Annotated in this window: 15 protein-coding genes; 11 read left to right on the top strand and 4 right to left on the bottom strand. The window is 55.1% G+C overall.

From position 1 onward, the window contains the following. Positions 1 to 227: 227 nt before the first annotated feature. The 7 genes from aspS to ruvB all read left to right on the top strand — a co-directional run bounded on the left by aspS (position 228) and on the right by ruvB (position 6,557). Positions 228 to 2,015: an aspartate--tRNA ligase gene (aspS, locus tag HMPREF3178_RS27630; RefSeq protein ID WP_004103400.1), complete on the top strand. Its 1,788-nt coding sequence runs from the start codon at positions 228 to 230 to the stop codon at positions 2,013 to 2,015. 1 nt (position 2,016) lies between these two features. Then, positions 2,017 to 2,460: a dihydroneopterin triphosphate diphosphatase gene (gene nudB, locus HMPREF3178_RS27625; RefSeq protein WP_004103398.1), complete on the top strand. Its 444-nt coding sequence runs from the start codon at positions 2,017 to 2,019 to the stop codon at positions 2,458 to 2,460. 150 nt (positions 2,461 to 2,610) lie between these two features. Then, complete coding sequence (locus HMPREF3178_RS27620) at positions 2,611 to 3,351, top strand: YebC/PmpR family DNA-binding transcriptional regulator (protein WP_004103396.1); 741 nt, start codon at positions 2,611 to 2,613, stop codon at positions 3,349 to 3,351. Between the two features lie 154 nt (positions 3,352 to 3,505). Beyond that, positions 3,506 to 4,027, top strand: coding sequence for a crossover junction endodeoxyribonuclease RuvC (gene ruvC / locus HMPREF3178_RS27615; RefSeq protein ID WP_004113791.1), 522 nt, complete (start codon positions 3,506 to 3,508; stop codon positions 4,025 to 4,027). Positions 4,028 to 4,140: 113 nt separating this feature from the next. After that, positions 4,141 to 4,803, top strand: a complete 663-nt coding sequence (locus HMPREF3178_RS27610) for a hypothetical protein (RefSeq protein ID WP_017145638.1) — start codon at positions 4,141 to 4,143, stop codon at positions 4,801 to 4,803. Between the two features lie 123 nt (positions 4,804 to 4,926). Further along, the gene (gene ruvA, locus HMPREF3178_RS27605) at positions 4,927 to 5,538 is read left to right on the top strand and encodes a Holliday junction branch migration protein RuvA (RefSeq protein ID WP_017145639.1); all 612 of its coding nucleotides are present in this window, start codon (positions 4,927 to 4,929) and stop codon (positions 5,536 to 5,538) included. Between the two features lie 8 nt (positions 5,539 to 5,546). Further along, positions 5,547 to 6,557 (top strand): Holliday junction branch migration DNA helicase RuvB, encoded by a 1,011-nt coding sequence (gene ruvB, locus HMPREF3178_RS27600; RefSeq protein WP_004103386.1) that lies wholly within the window; start codon positions 5,547 to 5,549, stop codon positions 6,555 to 6,557. A gap of 207 nt (positions 6,558 to 6,764) precedes the next feature. On the opposite strand, the gene znuB is transcribed toward ruvB, so the two are convergent. After that, complete coding sequence (znuB, locus tag HMPREF3178_RS27595; RefSeq protein WP_004113787.1) at positions 6,765 to 7,550, bottom strand: zinc ABC transporter permease subunit ZnuB; 786 nt, start codon at positions 7,548 to 7,550, stop codon at positions 6,765 to 6,767. Further along, positions 7,550 to 8,302 carry a zinc ABC transporter ATP-binding protein ZnuC gene (znuC, locus tag HMPREF3178_RS27590; RefSeq protein ID WP_004103383.1) on the bottom strand — a complete coding sequence of 251 codons (753 nt, stop codon included), beginning with the start codon at positions 8,300 to 8,302 and terminating at the stop codon, positions 7,550 to 7,552. The genes znuB and znuC overlap by 1 nt, the downstream gene beginning before the upstream one ends. Before the next feature lie 78 nt (positions 8,303 to 8,380). On the opposite strand from znuC, the gene znuA reads away from it, so the two are divergent. The 3 genes from znuA to lpxM all read left to right on the top strand — a co-directional run bounded on the left by znuA (position 8,381) and on the right by lpxM (position 11,755). Beyond that, positions 8,381 to 9,325, top strand: coding sequence for a zinc ABC transporter substrate-binding protein ZnuA (gene znuA, locus HMPREF3178_RS27585; RefSeq protein ID WP_016808309.1), 945 nt, complete (start codon positions 8,381 to 8,383; stop codon positions 9,323 to 9,325). A gap of 15 nt (positions 9,326 to 9,340) precedes the next feature. After that, positions 9,341 to 10,663: a murein DD-endopeptidase MepM gene (gene mepM / locus HMPREF3178_RS27580; protein WP_004113780.1), complete on the top strand. Its 1,323-nt coding sequence runs from the start codon at positions 9,341 to 9,343 to the stop codon at positions 10,661 to 10,663. Positions 10,664 to 10,780: 117 nt separating this feature from the next. Then, positions 10,781 to 11,755, top strand: a complete 975-nt coding sequence (gene lpxM / locus HMPREF3178_RS27575; protein ID WP_004103380.1) for a lauroyl-Kdo(2)-lipid IV(A) myristoyltransferase — start codon at positions 10,781 to 10,783, stop codon at positions 11,753 to 11,755. Between the two features lie 73 nt (positions 11,756 to 11,828). Here the strand turns inward: lpxM and pyk are convergent, their stop codons facing one another. Next, on the bottom strand, positions 11,829 to 13,271 hold the full coding sequence (gene pyk, locus HMPREF3178_RS27570) for a pyruvate kinase (protein ID WP_004103379.1): 1,443 nt from the start codon (positions 13,269 to 13,271) through the stop codon (positions 11,829 to 11,831). A gap of 125 nt (positions 13,272 to 13,396) precedes the next feature. After that, positions 13,397 to 14,266, bottom strand: a complete 870-nt coding sequence (locus tag HMPREF3178_RS27565) for a MurR/RpiR family transcriptional regulator (RefSeq protein ID WP_004103378.1) — start codon at positions 14,264 to 14,266, stop codon at positions 13,397 to 13,399. Between the two features lie 361 nt (positions 14,267 to 14,627). Here HMPREF3178_RS27565 and zwf point away from each other — a divergent pair, with 361 nt between their 5' ends. Further along, the gene (gene zwf / locus HMPREF3178_RS27560) at positions 14,628 to 16,103 is read left to right on the top strand and encodes a glucose-6-phosphate dehydrogenase (protein ID WP_004103371.1); all 1,476 of its coding nucleotides are present in this window, start codon (positions 14,628 to 14,630) and stop codon (positions 16,101 to 16,103) included. The last annotated feature ends 120 nt before the right edge of the window (positions 16,104 to 16,223 follow it).

Raw genomic sequence — 16,223 nt, 5'->3', positions numbered from 1 at the left:
CCGTTGCCGATTCTGCCCAAGGGTAACAATTTTTGTTAATTTTTGTGAGTGCAGGCACTAAGCGCACAGCAAAGCAACGCTGCGCGCTGCGCCGGGCTTATCGTGCGGCATAATTTCCAGTATAATAGCCGCCTTTTTTCATTCAGTAGTGACATCAGCTAAAGCTGCGACCTCGTCGCCTGCAAGGCAGGCAACAATCCGCCTGCGGCTAAGTTAAGGGATATCTCATGCGTACAGAATATTGCGGACAGCTCGGTCTGTCCCACGTAGGGCAGCAAGTGACTCTGTGTGGTTGGGTCAACCGTCGTCGTGATCTTGGTAGCCTTATCTTTATTGATATGCGCGACCGCGAAGGCATCGTGCAGGTGTTTTTCGATCCGGATCGCGCGGATGCATTAAAGCTGGCCTCCGAACTGCGTAATGAGTTCTGCATTCAGGTCACCGGTACCGTGCGCGCGCGTGACGAAAAGAACGTCAATAATGATATGGCCACCGGCGCCATTGAAGTGCTGGCAACCGACCTGACGATCATCAACCGTGCTGAAGCGCTGCCGCTGGATTCCAACCACGTCAACACCGAAGAAGCGCGTCTGAAATACCGTTACCTGGACCTGCGTCGTCCGGAAATGGCGCAGCGCCTGAAAACCCGCGCGAAGATTACCAGCCTCGTTCGCCGTTTTATGGACGACCACGGTTTCCTCGATATCGAAACCCCGATGCTGACCAAAGCGACCCCGGAAGGCGCGCGCGACTATCTCGTGCCTTCTCGTGTGCATAAAGGCAAATTCTACGCGCTCCCGCAGTCTCCGCAGCTGTTTAAACAGCTGCTGATGATGTCCGGTTTTGACCGCTACTATCAGATTGTTAAATGCTTCCGCGACGAAGATCTGCGCGCTGACCGCCAGCCGGAATTCACCCAGATCGACGTCGAGACTTCCTTTATGACCGCCCCGCAGGTGCGCGAAGTGATGGAAGCGCTGGTGCGTAATCTGTGGCAGGAAGTGAAGGGCGTGGATCTGGGGGATTTTCCGATCATGACCTTTGCCGAAGCCGAGCGCCGCTATGGTTCTGACAAACCGGACCTGCGTAACCCGATGGAGCTGGTGGACGTCGCCGATCTGGTGAAAGCGGTGGAATTCGCCGTCTTTGCGGGCCCGGCTAACGACGCCAAAGGCCGCGTTGCCGCGCTGCGCGTGCCTGGCGGCGCTGCGCTGAGCCGTAAGCAAATCGACGAATACGGTAAGTTTGTCCAAATCTACGGCGCCAAAGGTCTGGCATACATTAAAGTCAACGAACGGGCGAAAGGCCTTGAAGGTATCAACAGCCCGGTGGCTAAATTCCTCAACGCCGACATCGTTGAAGCGATCCTTGAGCGCACCGGCGCGCAGGATGGCGATATGATCTTCTTCGGCGCGGATAACAAAAAAGTGGTTGCCGATGCGCTGGGCGCGCTGCGTCTGAAGCTGGGTAAAGATCTGAACCTGACCGATGAAGAGAAATGGGCGCCGCTGTGGGTGATCGACTTCCCGATGTTTGAAGACGACGGTGAAGGCGGCCTGACCGCGATGCACCATCCGTTTACCTCGCCGAAAGATATGACCGCCGCAGAGCTAAAAGCCGCGCCGGAAGATGCGGTAGCTAACGCTTACGACATGGTGATTAACGGCTATGAAGTTGGCGGCGGTTCCGTGCGTATTCACAGCGGTGAGATGCAGCAGACCGTATTCGGTATTCTGGGAATTAACGAGCAGGAGCAGCGCGAGAAGTTTGGCTTCCTGCTGGATGCGCTAAAATACGGTACTCCACCGCATGCGGGTCTGGCTTTTGGCCTTGACCGTTTGACCATGCTGCTGACCGGCACCGATAATATCCGTGACGTTATCGCCTTCCCGAAAACGACGGCGGCGGCCTGCCTGATGACCGAAGCCCCGAGCTTTGCGAATCCTGCATCGCTGAGCGAGCTCGGTATTCAGGTGGTGGCGAAAGAGGCAAAAGAGTCTCCGGAGAATAAGTAAGATGTCATTCAAGCTCCCCGTTTCCGTTCTGGTGGTGATTTATGCCGAAGATACGAAGCGGGTGCTGATGTTGCAGCGTCGCGACGATCCCGCCTTCTGGCAGTCGGTTACCGGCAGCCTGGAGGAGGGGGAAACCGCGCCGCAAGCTGCCGCGCGTGAAGTAATGGAAGAGGTCGCCATTGACGTTGCCTGCGAGCAGCTGGCTTTGGTTGATTGTCAGCGAACGGTAGAGTTCGAGATATTTTCTCATTTACGTCATCGCTATGCGCCGGGCGTTGAGCGCAATACGGAGTTTTGGTTCCGTCTTGCGCTCCCCCATGAACGCCAGATTGTCTTTACGGAACATCTGGACTATCGCTGGGTTGATGCGACGGAAGCCGCCACGTTGACCAAGTCCTGGAGCAACCGGCAGGCGATTGAAGAATTTGTAATTAACGCCAACTAATTTCCCCCAGAATTTTAGTTATCAGGAAGGCGGCCAGTTGGGATATCACCCGGAGCTTACTTGCGTAGGTAATGGGTGTGAAACAACGCAGCCAGTGCTCCTGAGGGCTAAAAGGCGCCGGGAAAAAGGCTTTTTTGGAGATATTATTTTATGGCAGGTCATAGTAAATGGGCCAACACCAAACACCGCAAAGCGGCACAGGATGCCAAACGCGGTAAGATCTTTACGAAAATTATTCGCGAGCTGGTCACCGCGGCCCGTCTTGGCGGCGGCGATGCGGGCTCAAACCCGCGTCTGCGCGCAGCGATCGACAAAGCGCTGAGCAACAACATGACCCGTGACACCCTGAACCGCGCTATTGCCCGCGGCGTCGGCGGCGATGATGATGCGAACATGGAAACCATCATTTATGAAGGTTACGGTCCTGGCGGTACGGCGGTAATGGTTGAATGTCTGTCCGACAACCGCAACCGTACCGTTGCTGAAGTACGTCACGCGTTCAGCAAAACCGGCGGTAACCTGGGCACCGACGGCTCCGTTTCCTACCTGTTCAGCAAAAAAGGCGTCATCTCCTTCGAGCAAGGCGATGAAGATGCGATCATGGAAGCGGCGCTGGAAGCGGGCGCGGAAGACGTGGTGACCTATGACGACGGCGCAATTGACGTCTACACCGCCTGGGAAGAGATGGGTGCGGTACGCGATGCGCTGGAAGCTGCCGGTCTGAAAGCGGACGCCGCTGAAGTCTCCATGATCCCGTCAACCAAAGCGGATATGGACGCGGAAACTGCGCCGAAACTGCTACGTCTGATCGATATGCTGGAAGATTGCGACGACGTGCAGGAAGTTTATCATAACGGCGAGATCTCTGATGAGGTCGCCGCAACCCTGTGATACCCGTACACTTTCAGCCCACAGCGGTGTTGGCGTTCCTCGCTTACCCCGGTCACGTAGTGAATCTACGCTCCCGGGGATGCGCTGCGTGGCCGCCTGGCTGTGAACTGAAATCGTTAGGGTCTCACGAGTTAGTTATGACCGGGGGCGCGTGATGGCTATTATTCTCGGTATTGACCCGGGGTCGCGCGTCACTGGTTATGGCGTTATCCGTCAGGTTGGACGCCAGCTGAGCTACCTCGGCAGCGGCTGTATACGCACGAAAGTGGATGATTTACCGTCCCGCCTGAAGCTTATCTATGCCGGCGTTACGGAAATTATCACCCAGTTCCAGCCGGACTACTTCGCCATCGAACAAGTTTTTATGGCCAAAAACGCCGACTCGGCGCTGAAGCTCGGCCAGGCGCGCGGAGTGGCCATCGTCGCGGCGACGAATCAGGACCTGCCGGTCTTTGAGTACGCCGCCAGGCAGGTGAAGCAGACCGTTGTCGGGATTGGCAGCGCGGAAAAGAGCCAGGTGCAGCACATGGTGCGCACGTTGCTCAAGCTTCCGGCCAACCCACAGGCGGATGCGGCGGATGCTTTAGCTATCGCCATCACTCATTGCCACGTCAGCCAGAACGCAGCTCAGATCAGTGAAAGTCGCCTGAACCTGGCGCGCGGACGCCTCCGCTAATCTACACCGCCCCGGCGCTTGTTGCCCGGGGCGTTTTACTTTCCTCACTGACATCGTTAACTAAAAAGAGTAAGGATGCAGATTATTCGGCATAGCGTTGGATAGTCAGTTGAATGATGAAAATCCGGGTGGTGAAATCTCTCTTTTTTATGCTGCTAATTATCGTCAGTGGATATTATTTACTGACCGAATATCAGTATTACCATCAGAGTTCGACGGTTTTCGGTACAGTCGTCAATACCCGCACCGTCAGCAGCGCAGAGCGGCGCCTGGCCGACGCCTGCACCACATTTCGCGGACGCGAAGATTGTTCCGCGCTCTTTGAGTATGATATTACCTGGCGGTCAGGCGGTCACTCCTACCTCTATCACGTTGCAAAGGCCTGGTCTCCGCCCGCAGACAGACTTTGTATGAATATCGTGCAGGGAAAACCCGCTATTGCCAAACCATGTGACGCTCTCTTTTTTAACGTCAGCCGGCTCCCGGGTCTGATAGCTATCTGGGCTATCGTAGCTTTTATTACTTTGACGCTATTTTTATACCGTAAGCGTTACGCCATTTCTCGTCAGTGGCCTGCGCAGACGCTTTATCGGATTTATCACCGCAGGCACAGGCTGATGCTGGAAACCCCGGATGAACAAGAAGCGCTAAAGTTCATCAACAGCGGTTATCGAATAAGCGAAACTTTCCACCATCAGAAAGTCGTTGGGTCGGGTCGTCAAAGACGCGTCATTCACTACATCATCTACCTTGTGCGGGGTAAAAAGAGCGCATAAAAGCGCAAGCCAGGCTCGCGCCCCACCGATGTACGGGAATTACGTGTTTTTCATCTGGATATCTATCCAGCCTTTTTTTATGATACCGCATTAGACTTTCGGCCCTTAATCCAGGAGCTCCATGTGATAGGCAGACTCAGAGGCATTATTCTCGAAAAACAACCCCCGCTGGTTTTACTCGAAACGGGAGGCGTAGGCTATGAGGTTCATCTGCCGATGACCTGCTTCTATGAGCTGCCGGACGTGGGCAAAGAGGCGATCATTTTCACCCACTTTATCGTTCGTGAAGATGCGCAGCTGCTGTATGGCTTTAACAATAAGCAGGAGCGCACGCTGTTTAAAGAGCTGATTAAAACTAACGGCGTCGGTCCAAAACTGGCGCTGGCAATCCTTTCCGGCATGTCCGCTCAGCAGTTTGTCAATGCCGTTGAGCGTGAAGAGCTGGCGGCGCTGGTCAAACTGCCGGGGATCGGTAAGAAAACCGCGGAACGCCTGATTGTCGAGATGAAAGACCGCTTCAAAGGACTGCACGGCGATCTGTTCACTCCGGCAGCCGATCTGGTTCTGACGTCGCCGGCCGGGCCGTCTGACGATGATGCTGAACAGGAAGCGGTTGCTGCGCTGGTGGCGCTGGGCTATAAACCTCAGGAAGCCAGCCGGATGGTCAGCAAAATCCTGCGTCCGGATGCCAACAGTGAAACGCTAATTCGCGAAGCGCTCCGCGCCGCGTTGTGAGGTAAGGGATGATAGAAGCAGACAGGCTGGTATCGGCAGACAGCAGCGGCTTTGAAGAGGCGGCGGACCGCGCAATCCGCCCCAAACTTCTGGAAGAGTATGTAGGCCAGCCGCACGTCCGTTCGCAAATGGAGATCTTTATCCAGGCGGCGAAACTGCGCGGCGACGCGCTCGATCACCTGCTGATTTTTGGTCCTCCAGGGCTGGGAAAAACCACGCTGGCGAACATCGTCGCTAACGAAATGGGCGTTAACCTGCGCACGACCTCCGGCCCGGTGCTGGAGAAAGCGGGCGATCTGGCGGCGATGTTGACCAACCTTGAACCACACGACGTTCTGTTTATCGACGAGATTCATCGCCTTTCACCGGTTGTCGAAGAAGTCCTGTATCCGGCAATGGAAGATTACCAGCTGGATATCATGATTGGTGAAGGGCCTGCGGCGCGTTCAATCAAAATCGATCTTCCGCCGTTTACCCTGATTGGCGCGACCACTCGCGCCGGCTCGCTGACTTCGCCGCTGCGCGACCGCTTCGGTATCGTCCAGCGCCTGGAGTTCTACCAGATCCCTGACCTGCAGCATATCGTCAGCCGCAGCGCTCGTTATATGGGGCTGGAGATGAGCGAAGAGGGAGCGCTGGAAGTTGCGCGTCGCGCGCGCGGTACGCCGCGAATCGCTAACCGCCTGCTGCGCAGAGTGCGCGATTTTGCCGAAGTCCGCTACGATGGACGTATCTCAGAGGATATTGCCGCTCAGGCGCTGGATATGCTCAACGTGGATGCCGAAGGATTTGACTATATGGACCGTAAGCTGCTGCTGGCGGTCATCGATAAATTCTTTGGCGGGCCGGTTGGGCTCGATAACCTGGCGGCGGCAATAGGTGAAGAGCGTGAAACCATCGAGGACGTGCTGGAACCGTATCTGATTCAGCAAGGTTTTCTACAACGCACCCCGCGCGGACGTATGGCGACGGTACGGGCCTGGACCCACTTTGGCATTACGCCGCCTGAAATGCCTTAATCCTTGTCGGTGTTTAAAACAACAGACCGCAAGGGTCGGTAGCCCGGCTAAGCGCAGCGCAAGCCGGGGAAATCGTTGAAGCGGTATTGCGGTTGATGTCCCGGCTTGCGGCGTGAACGCCTCAGCCGGGCGACAAAGTCCGCAGACAGCTGTGACCCCATAGCAATCTGCCGAGTTTTGATGGCGGTTGAGGCGGGCGCATAAGCGTCAGGCGGCCGGCTTCTTGCTCATGCTGATGATAAACAGCACCGCAGCGCACAGCACCACGGAAGGCCCGGCTGGCGTGTCGTAAAACGCTGAAAAGGTCAGTCCGCCGGTGACGGCAATCATCCCCATTCCTACCGCAATACCCGCCATTTGCTCCGGCGTACGGGCAAAGCGACGCGCCGTGGCTGCGGGAATAATCAGCAAAGACGTAATGATCAGCGCCCCGACGAACTTCATCGCCACGCCGATGGTCAGCGCGGTGACCAGCATCAACAGCAGTTTAACCCTTTGTAGCTTAACGCCGTCAACGAAGGCCAGATCCGGACTAATGGTCATCGATAGCAGATTACGCCACTGCCAGAGCAGGATCGCCAGCACGATCGCTACGCCAATCGCGATGGATATTAAATCCTCCGGCGTAACCGCCAACAGGTCGCCAAACAGATAGGCCATCAGATCGACTCGCACGTTCGACATCAGACTGACTACCACCAGGCCCAAAGACAGCGCGCTGTGGGCCATGATACCGAGTAGCGTATCTACCGCCAGATGAGGACGTTTTTCCAGCCATACCAGCCCGCCCGCCAGCAGCAACGTCACCACGATGACCGCATAAAAAGGATTAACGTTCAGCAGCAAACCAAAAGCGACGCCGAGCAGAGAGGCATGGGCCAGGGTATCGCCAAAGTAGGACATGCGGCGCCAGACGACAAACGACCCCAGCGGACCCGCCGCACAGGCGAGCATTATCCCGGCCAGCCAGCCGGGGAGCAGTAATTCAATCATTAACGGTCATTTCCCCGACGCAGTACAATCCGCCCCTGCAGGTCGTGGCGGTGATTATGATGATGGCGATAAATACCCAGCTGTTCCGCGCCGCGCTGGCCGAACATTGAGATAAATTCCGGATGCATGGAGACCACTTCCGGCGCGCCGGAGCAGCAGATATGCTGATTGAGACACAGTACTTCATCGGTTTTCGCCATCACCAGGTGCAGGTCGTGGGAAACCATCAGCACGGCACAATCAAGCTCCTGGCGCAGCTGATTAATCAGATCGTACAGCGCCACCTGACCATTCACGTCAACGCCCTGCGTTGGCTCGTCGAGCACCAGCAGCTGCGGTTGATTGAGCAGCGCGCGCGCCAGAAGTACCCGCTGAGTCTCGCCGCCGGAAAGCTTTTGCATAGGCGCGTCAATCAGATGACCGGCCTGCACGCGCTTCAGTGCCGGCAGTATGTCGCGCTTGTGCGTTCCTGGCCGCAACAGCATAAAGCGGCTGACGGTGAGCGGCATCGTGGCATCAAGGTGCAGCTTTTGCGGGACATAGCCTATCCGCAGATGTCCCTCGCGTTTGATAACCCCTTCTGTAGGTGCTACCAGCCCAAGAACGACTCTGACGAGGGTCGATTTACCGGCGCCGTTGGGGCCCAGCAGAGTTAAAATTTTGCCCGGCTTTAGCGTGAGCGAAATGTCAGACAGCACGCGCCTTTGGCCATAAACGACCGCGACGTTTTCCAGAGTTACAAGATTTGTCATATCAAATTAGAGGTTGCACAAGCCAGTGAATGTTATAATATCACATCTTTCTCATTCATTACGATGATTAGACGCATTATGTTACATAAAAATACGCTTCTTTGCGCTGGACTTAGCGCCGCTTTTTTGTTCGCTCATGCACCGCTGGCAAGCGCCGCGGTCGTCACCTCGCTTAAACCGCTGGGCTTCATCGCATCAGCCATTGCTGATGGGGTAACCGAGACCCAGGTACTGCTGCCTGACGGGGCATCGGAGCATGATTATTCACTGCGTCCATCGGATGCAAAACGCTTACAGAACGCAGACTTAGTGGTCTGGATTGGTCCAGAGATGGAGGCGTTTATGGATAAGTCAACGCAAAGCATTGCGCCGAACAAAAAGGTGACGATTGCCGAGCTTGACGGCGTGAAACCGTTACTCATGAAAGGCGTCGACGACGACGATGACCATCACGGTCACGATCATGGCGCCGGGGAAAATAGTGACGACGATCACCATCACGGCATCTATAACATGCATCTATGGCTTTCCCCAGAGATAGCGCGCCTTTCGGCGGTTGCAATCCACGATAAATTATTGGAACTTATGCCGCAGAGTCGAGCCAAACTTGACGCCAACCTGAAGGATTTTGAGGCAAAATTAGCCGCAACCGACAAGCAGGTTGGGACCGAGCTGGCACCGCTGAAAGGGAAGGGGTATTTCGTTTTTCATGACGCCTACGGCTACTTTGAAAAACACTACGGTTTGACCTCCTTAGGTCATTTTACTGTCAACCCTGAAATCCAGCCTGGTGCGCAGCGTTTACACGAAATCAGAACACAGCTGGTTGAGCAAAAAGCAACTTGCGTTTTTGCTGAGCCACAGTTCAGGCCAGCGGTTATAGAAGCTGTTGCCAGGGGGACGTCCGTGCGCATGGGAACCCTGGATCCACTTGGAATCGGAATTAAGCTGGGTAAAGAGAGTTATCCGCAATTCCTGAGCCAGATGGCAAATCAGTATTCAAGCTGCCTGAAAGGAGAATAACGAGGAAGTGAATACGTGCAACAGATAGCCCGCGCTGTCACTCAGGCATTTAACAATCTGCCGCGACCTCACCGCGTTATGCTGGGGTCGCTTAGCGTTCTTACCTTAGCGGTCGCCGTCTGGCGACCCTACATCTACCACCATCCCGAAACGGCTCCCATCTCCAGAACCATCGAGCTGGAACAAAGCGAAATTCGTTCTCTGCTGCCAGAGGCCTCGGAACCTATCGATCAGGCGCCTCAGGAAGAAGAAGCCATCCCTCAGGATGAGCTGGATGATAAAGCAGACAGCGATTCCGGCGGCCATGAATATGTGGTGTCGACCGGGGATACGCTCAGCAGCATTCTTAATCAGTACGGTATTGATATGGGCGATATCGCCCGGCTCTCCTCGGCGGATAAAGAGCTGCGTAATCTGAAAATCGGCCAACAGCTCTCCTGGACGCTGACGGCGGATGGTGATTTACAAAGCCTGACCTGGGAGATGTCGCGCCGCGAAACCCGTACCTACGACCGGGTGGCCAACGGTTTCAAAATGAGCAGCGAGCTGCAAAAAGGCGACTGGGTCAATAACGTACTGAAAGGTACCGTGGGCGGAAGCTTTGTCGCCAGCGCTCGCGATGCCGGCCTGACCAGCACTGAAATTAGCGCGGTGATCAAAGCCATGCAGTGGCAGATGGACTTCCGTAAGCTGAAAAAAGGCGATGAGTTTTCCGTACTGATGTCGCGTGAAATGCTGGACGGTAAGCGCGAGCAAAGCCAGCTGCTTGGCGTACGCCTGCGTTCGGATGGCAAAGACTATTACGCGATCCGCGCTGAGGATGGCAAATTCTACGATCGCAATGGTACAGGGCTTGCGAAGGGCTTCCTGCGTTTCCCGACCGCCCGCCAGTTCCGCGTCTCATCAAACTTTAACCCGCGTCGTCTGAACCCGGTCACCGGCCGCGTCGCTCCGCATCGTGGCGTCGATTTTGCGATGCCGCAGGGCACCCCAGTGCTCTCGGTTGGCGATGGCGAAGTGGTAGTGGCTAAACGTAGCGGTGCGGCAGGTTATTACGTTGCCGTCCGCCACGGTCGTACCTATACCACCCGCTATATGCACCTGCGTAAGCTGCTGGTCAAACCCGGGCAGAAGGTGAAACGCGGCGATCGCATCGCGCTGTCGGGCAATACCGGCCGTTCGACCGGTCCGCATCTGCATTATGAAGTGTGGATCAACCAGCAGGCGGTTAACCCGCTGACGGCGAAACTGCCGCGTACGGAAGGGCTCAGCGGTTCTGACCGTACCGATTTCCTGGCGCAGGCCAAACAGGTGATTCCGCAGCTGCGGTTTGATTAACCTCACGCCAGTTAAAGCCGGTGCCTTCTGCGCGCCGGCTTTTTCTTTTGTACGTTACTCCACGTATCGCTAAACTAACCCATTATCTTTACTGAGCGGAAATTCTGCGGATTGGGCATGGAAACGAAAAAAAATAATATTGAGTTTATTCCAAAATTTGAAAAATCCTTTTTACTGCCGCGCTACTGGGGCGCGTGGTTCGGCGTTTTTGCCTTCGGCGCCATTGCCCTGACGCCCGCGTCTTTCCGCGATCCGATCCTGGGTAAACTGGGGCGTTTTGTTGGTCGTCTGGCAAAGAGTTCGCGCCGCCGGGCGCAAATTAACCTGCTGTACTGCTTTCCGGAAAAAAGCGAGCAGGAACGTGAAGAAATAATTGATGCCATGTATGCCTCCGCGCCGCAGGCGATGGTGATGATGGCCGAGTTAGGCCTACGCGATCCGCAGCGGATTCTTTCCCGCGTCGACTGGCAGGGCAAAGAAATTATCGATGAGATGCAGCGCAACAACGAGAAAGTTATCTTCCTGGTTCCTCATGCCTGGGGAGTGGACATCCCGGCGATGCTGATGGCGTCCGGCGGGCAAAAAATGGCGGCGATGTTTCATAACCAGGGCAACCCGGTATTCGATTACGTCTGGAATACCGTGCGTCGTCGTTTCGGCGGTCGTATGCACGCGCGCAACGACGGCATCAAACCCTTTATTCAGTCGGTACGTCAGGGATACTGGGGCTACTATCTGCCGGATCAGGATCACGGGGCCGAACACAGTGAATTTGTTGATTTCTTTGCCACCTACAAGGCGACGCTCCCGGCAATTGGTCGTTTAATGAAAGTATGTCGCGCCCGGGTTGTCCCGCTGTTCCCGGTTTACGATGGCGAAACGCATCGCCTGACGGTGCTGGTGCGCCCGCCGATGGACGATCTGCTGGAAGCGGACGACAATACCATTGCCCGGCGGATGAATGAAGAGGTAGAGATTTTCGTTAAGCCGCATACCGAGCAGTATACGTGGATCCTTAAACTACTCAAAACGCGCAAACCCGGCGAAATCGAACCGTACAAGCGCAAAGAGCTGTATCCGAAGAAGAAATAGTCCGCGTAGACGCTGCGGGCAAAAAAAAAAACCTGCCGACAACTGCCGGCAGGTTTTTTTATGGCGCAGCAAATTACTCGACGGTCAGAATACGGGTGGTGTTGGTGCTGCCGATGGTGCTCATTACGTCGCCCTGAGTGACGATTACCAGGTCACCGGTCACCAGATAGCCTTTATCACGCAGCAGCGTTACCGCGTCGTGCGCGGCGGCGACGCCGTCGCTTGCGCTATCGAAATAAACCGGAGTCACGCCGCGATACAGCGCAGTCAGGTTCAGCGTACGCTCGTGGCGAGACAGCGCGAAAATCGGCAGGCCGGAGCTAATACGGGAAGTCATCAGCGCGGTACGCCCGGATTCCGTCATGGTAATGATAGCAGTGACGCCCTTGAGGTGGTTCGCCGCGTACATAGCCGACATCGCAATGGCTTCTTCAACATTATCGAACTGAACGTCCAGACGGTGTTTGGAGACGTTGAGGCTGGGGATTTTTTCCGCGCCAAGGCAAACGCGCGCCATCGCGGCAACGGTCTCAGACGGATACTGGCCCGCGGCGGTTTCTGCAGACAGCATGACGGCGTCGGTACCATCCAGCACGGCGTTCGCCACGTCCATCACTTCGGCGCGGGTTGGCATAGGGTTGGTGATCATCGACTCCATCATCTGCGTCGCGGTAATGACCGAGCGGTTGAGCTGACGAGCGCGGCGGATTAATGCTTTCTGGATGCCGACCAGCTCCGGGTCGCCAATTTCTACGCCGAGGTCGCCGCGGGCTACCATGACAACGTCGGAGGCCAGGATCACGTCATCCATCGCGTCCTGATCGCATACCGCTTCCGCACGCTCTACTTTGGCCACGATTTTTGCATCGCAGCCCGCATCGCGCGCCAGACGACGCGCGTAGTTCAGGTCTTCGCCGCAGCGCGGGAAGGAGACGGCCAGATAGTCGACGCCGATTTTGGCGGCGGTGATGATGTCTGCTTTGTCTTTTTCAGTCAGCGCTTCGGCAGAGAGGCCACCGCCCAGCTTGTTGATACCTTTGTTGTTAGACAATGGTCCGCCGACGGTGACTTCGGTGAACACTTTCATGCCCTGAACTTCCAGGACTTTCAGCTGCACGCGCCCGTCGTCCAGCAGCAGGATATCGCCAGGAACCACGTCAGCCGGCAGGCCTTTATAATCGATGCCGACTTTTTCTTTATCGCCTTCGCCTTTACCCAGGTTCGCGTCGAGCAGGAATTTATCACCGATATTGAGGAAAATTTTGCCTTCTTTGAAGGTAGAGACGCGAATTTTCGGCCCCTGAAGGTCACCGAGAATAGCGACATGACGGCCCAGTTTTGCCGCAATCTCACGGACTTTATCCGCACGGAGCTGGTGATCTTCCGCGGTGCCGTGAGAGAAGTTCATACGTACCACGTTAGCGCCTGCGGCGATAACCTTTTCAAGGTTGTTATCGCGATCGGTAGCCGGGCCTAAGGTGGTAACGATTTTGGTTCTGCGAAGCCTTCTGGACATGTAATACTCCGTTGACTGAAACAACTTTGGTGTTGCGTGAACATGGATTCGGTAACGCCAGCGAGCAAAGTCGCTATACCGGAACATTACCGACGTTGTAATAGGATACTGCTTTGTTTCTACTTTTATTGGTCATTACTGTGTAAGCTGAGCTCTTTATCAAAGCGCGATTCCTTCAGCGCTTCCTTGACCCTCTTCAAGTTATCTCTGAATTTCGCTCCCCGACGAAGGGTAAAGCCGGTTGCCAGTACGTCAATCACCGTCAGCTGCGCTAAGCGGGAAACCATTGGCATATAGATATCGGTATCTTCCGGGACATCCAGCGTAATGGCCAGCGTCGACTCGCGGGAAAGCGGGGTGCCCGGCGAAGTAATGGCGATCACCATCGCATCATTTTCGCGCGCCAGCTGCGCCAGCTCTACCAGGCTTTTGGTCCTGCCGGTATGCGAAATAATCACCACCACGTCATCGTCATTACAGTTCATACAGCTCATGCGTTGCAGGACGATGTCGTCGGAATAAATCACCGGCACATTAAAGCGGAAAAATTTGTTCATCGCATCGTGGGCGACGGCTGCCGATGAGCCCAGGCCGAAGAAGGCGATTTTCTTGGCCTGAGTGAGAAGGTCCACTGCCCGGTTGATCGCTGACATATCGAGAGAATGATGGACCTGATCTAAACTGGCCATAGCCGATTCAAATATCTTACCCGTATAGGACTCAACGCTGTCGTCTTCATCGACGTTGCGGTTAACATAGAGGGTACCGTGCGCCAGGCTTTGCGCCAGATGCAGTTTGAAATCCGGGAAACCGCGGGTTTCCAGACTGCGGCAGAAACGGTTGACCGTAGGCTCGCTGACGCCGGCTTCCAGCGCCAGGGCAGCAATACTTGAATGAATGGCCTGCGCGGGGGTTGCAAGAATGACTTCCGCCACTTTGCGTTCAGATTTGCTAAGGTGTTCCAGTCGGGACTGGATTTTTTCCAGCATATTCATGGGTAATCAGGCGCTCATCAATGGAAACGATTTCATTAATGGGTGAAATCATCAGGCGTTTTAGCAAGAATATACCCCTCCGTAGTCGGAAACGGTGAGGAATGACTTTAAAATATGTTGTTTTTTTTCATTACATGATCAGAGTCGTATTTTACTAACTGATAATCGGTCGAAACAACGAACAATACTAGCCGCATGCCCAAAAACTCAGCCCATATTTTCCTCCCTGTGCGATTTAGCCGCGGGAACGGGAGCGGAGGGTTTCGGGAAATTCGTAAACACAGTACGATGCAGTGAAAGAAAATTACAAATACAACTATAGCCTGGCATAAGCACCGGGCTATCAACTAAGGAGAATGACATGGCGGTAACGCAAACGGCCCAGGCATGCGATCTGGTCATTTTCGGCGCGAAGGGTGACCTGGCGCGACGTAAATTGCTGCCTTCCCTGTATCAGCTTGAAAAAGCTGGCCAGATCCACCCTGATACCCGCATCATCGGCGTCGGGCGTGCCGACTGGGATAAAGACGCTTACACCAAGGTAGTGCGTGAAGCGATGGAAACCTTCATGAAGGAGAAAATTGATGAAGGTTTGTGGGAGACCCTGAGCGGGCGTCTGGATTTTTGTAACCTGGATGTCAACGATACCAAAGCGTTTACTCGTCTGGGCAAAATGCTCGATCAGAAAGAGCGGGTGACGATCAACTATTTCGCCATGCCGCCAAGTACCTTCGGCGCGATTTGTAAAGGCCTGGGCGAAGCGAAGCTGAACGCCAAGCCGGCCCGCGTGGTGATGGAAAAACCGCTGGGTACCTCGCTTGAAACGTCCCGCGAGATTAACGATCGGGTGGGCGAGTTCTTCGAGGAGTGCCAGGTCTATCGCATCGACCATTATCTGGGTAAAGAGACGGTGCTGAACCTGCTGGCGCTGCGCTTTGCTAACTCGCTGTTCGTCAATAACTGGGATAGCCGCACCATCGATCACGTTGAGATCACCGTAGCGGAAGAGGTAGGCATTGAAGGTCGCTGGGGCTACTTCGATCAGGCCGGGCAGATGCGCGACATGATCCAGAACCACCTGCTGCAGATCCTGTGCATGATCGCCATGTCCCCGCCGTCGGATCTGAGCGCCGACAGCATTCGCGATGAAAAAGTGAAGGTGCTGAAATCTCTGCGCCGCATCGACCGCACCAACGTGCGTGAAAAAACGGTGCGTGGTCAGTACACCGCAGGCTTCGCGCAGGGCAAAAAAGTGCCTGGCTACCTCGAAGAAGAGGGGGCGAATAAATCCAGCCATACGGAAACTTTCGTGGCCATCCGCGTCGATATCGACAACTGGCGCTGGGCGGGCGTACCGTTCTACCTGCGCACCGGTAAACGTCTGCCGACCAAGTGTTCTGAAGTTGTGGTGTACTTTAAAACGCCGGAACTCAACCTGTTCAAAGAGACCTGGCAAGAGCTGCCGCAGAATAAGCTGACCATTCGTCTGCAGCCGGATGAAGGGGTGGATATTCAGGTACTTAATAAAGTTCCTGGCCTTGACCATAAGCACAATCTGCAAATCACCAAGCTGGATCTGAGCTACTCAGAAACCTTTAATCAAACCCATCTGGCGGATGCCTATGAGCGTCTGCTGCTGGAGACCATGCGCGGTATCCAGGCGCTGTTCGTCCGTCGCGACGAAGTGGAAGAGGCGTGGAAGTGGGTCGATTCTATCACCGAAGCCTGGGCTGCCGATCGCGATTCGCCGAAACCTTATCAGGCGGGCACCTGGGGGCCGGTTGCCTCCGTGGCGATGATCACCCGCGATGGTCGTTCGTGGAATGAATTTGAGTAATCGCCAGCTCCTCCGTCAGGGTTATTTTACCGGTAACATGATCTGACGCAGCAAGTCGCGTAATTTTTAATCTTTTAAGCCCCGGAGGATTCACCCCCGGGGCTTTTTTTATTACACTGG

Origin of the sequence: Klebsiella sp. HMSC09D12 (genome assembly GCF_001808475.1) — a bacterium.
Lineage (GTDB): Bacteria > Pseudomonadota > Gammaproteobacteria > Enterobacterales > Enterobacteriaceae > Klebsiella > Klebsiella oxytoca.
Note: the sequence above shows the minus strand (reverse complement) of the source record. Positions and strands in the feature narration are given on the sequence as shown.

Coding starts and splice junctions, on each gene's coding strand:
- aspS (WP_004103400.1), top strand. CDS start 228: ATGCGTACAGAATATTGCGGACAGCTCGGTCTGTCCCACGTAGGGCAG.
- nudB (WP_004103398.1), top strand. CDS start 2,017: ATGTCATTCAAGCTCCCCGTTTCCGTTCTGGTGGTGATTTATGCCGAA.
- HMPREF3178_RS27620 (WP_004103396.1), top strand. CDS start 2,611: ATGGCAGGTCATAGTAAATGGGCCAACACCAAACACCGCAAAGCGGCA.
- ruvC (WP_004113791.1), top strand. CDS start 3,506: ATGGCTATTATTCTCGGTATTGACCCGGGGTCGCGCGTCACTGGTTAT.
- HMPREF3178_RS27610 (WP_017145638.1), top strand. CDS start 4,141: ATGATGAAAATCCGGGTGGTGAAATCTCTCTTTTTTATGCTGCTAATT.
- ruvB (WP_004103386.1), top strand. CDS start 5,547: ATGATAGAAGCAGACAGGCTGGTATCGGCAGACAGCAGCGGCTTTGAA.
- znuB (WP_004113787.1), bottom strand. CDS start 7,550: ATGATTGAATTACTGCTCCCCGGCTGGCTGGCCGGGATAATGCTCGCC.
- znuC (WP_004103383.1), bottom strand. CDS start 8,302: ATGACAAATCTTGTAACTCTGGAAAACGTCGCGGTCGTTTATGGCCAA.
- znuA (WP_016808309.1), top strand. CDS start 8,381: ATGTTACATAAAAATACGCTTCTTTGCGCTGGACTTAGCGCCGCTTTT.
- lpxM (WP_004103380.1), top strand. CDS start 10,781: ATGGAAACGAAAAAAAATAATATTGAGTTTATTCCAAAATTTGAAAAA.
- pyk (WP_004103379.1), bottom strand. CDS start 13,271: ATGTCCAGAAGGCTTCGCAGAACCAAAATCGTTACCACCTTAGGCCCG.
- HMPREF3178_RS27565 (WP_004103378.1), bottom strand. CDS start 14,266: ATGAATATGCTGGAAAAAATCCAGTCCCGACTGGAACACCTTAGCAAA.
- zwf (WP_004103371.1), top strand. CDS start 14,628: ATGGCGGTAACGCAAACGGCCCAGGCATGCGATCTGGTCATTTTCGGC.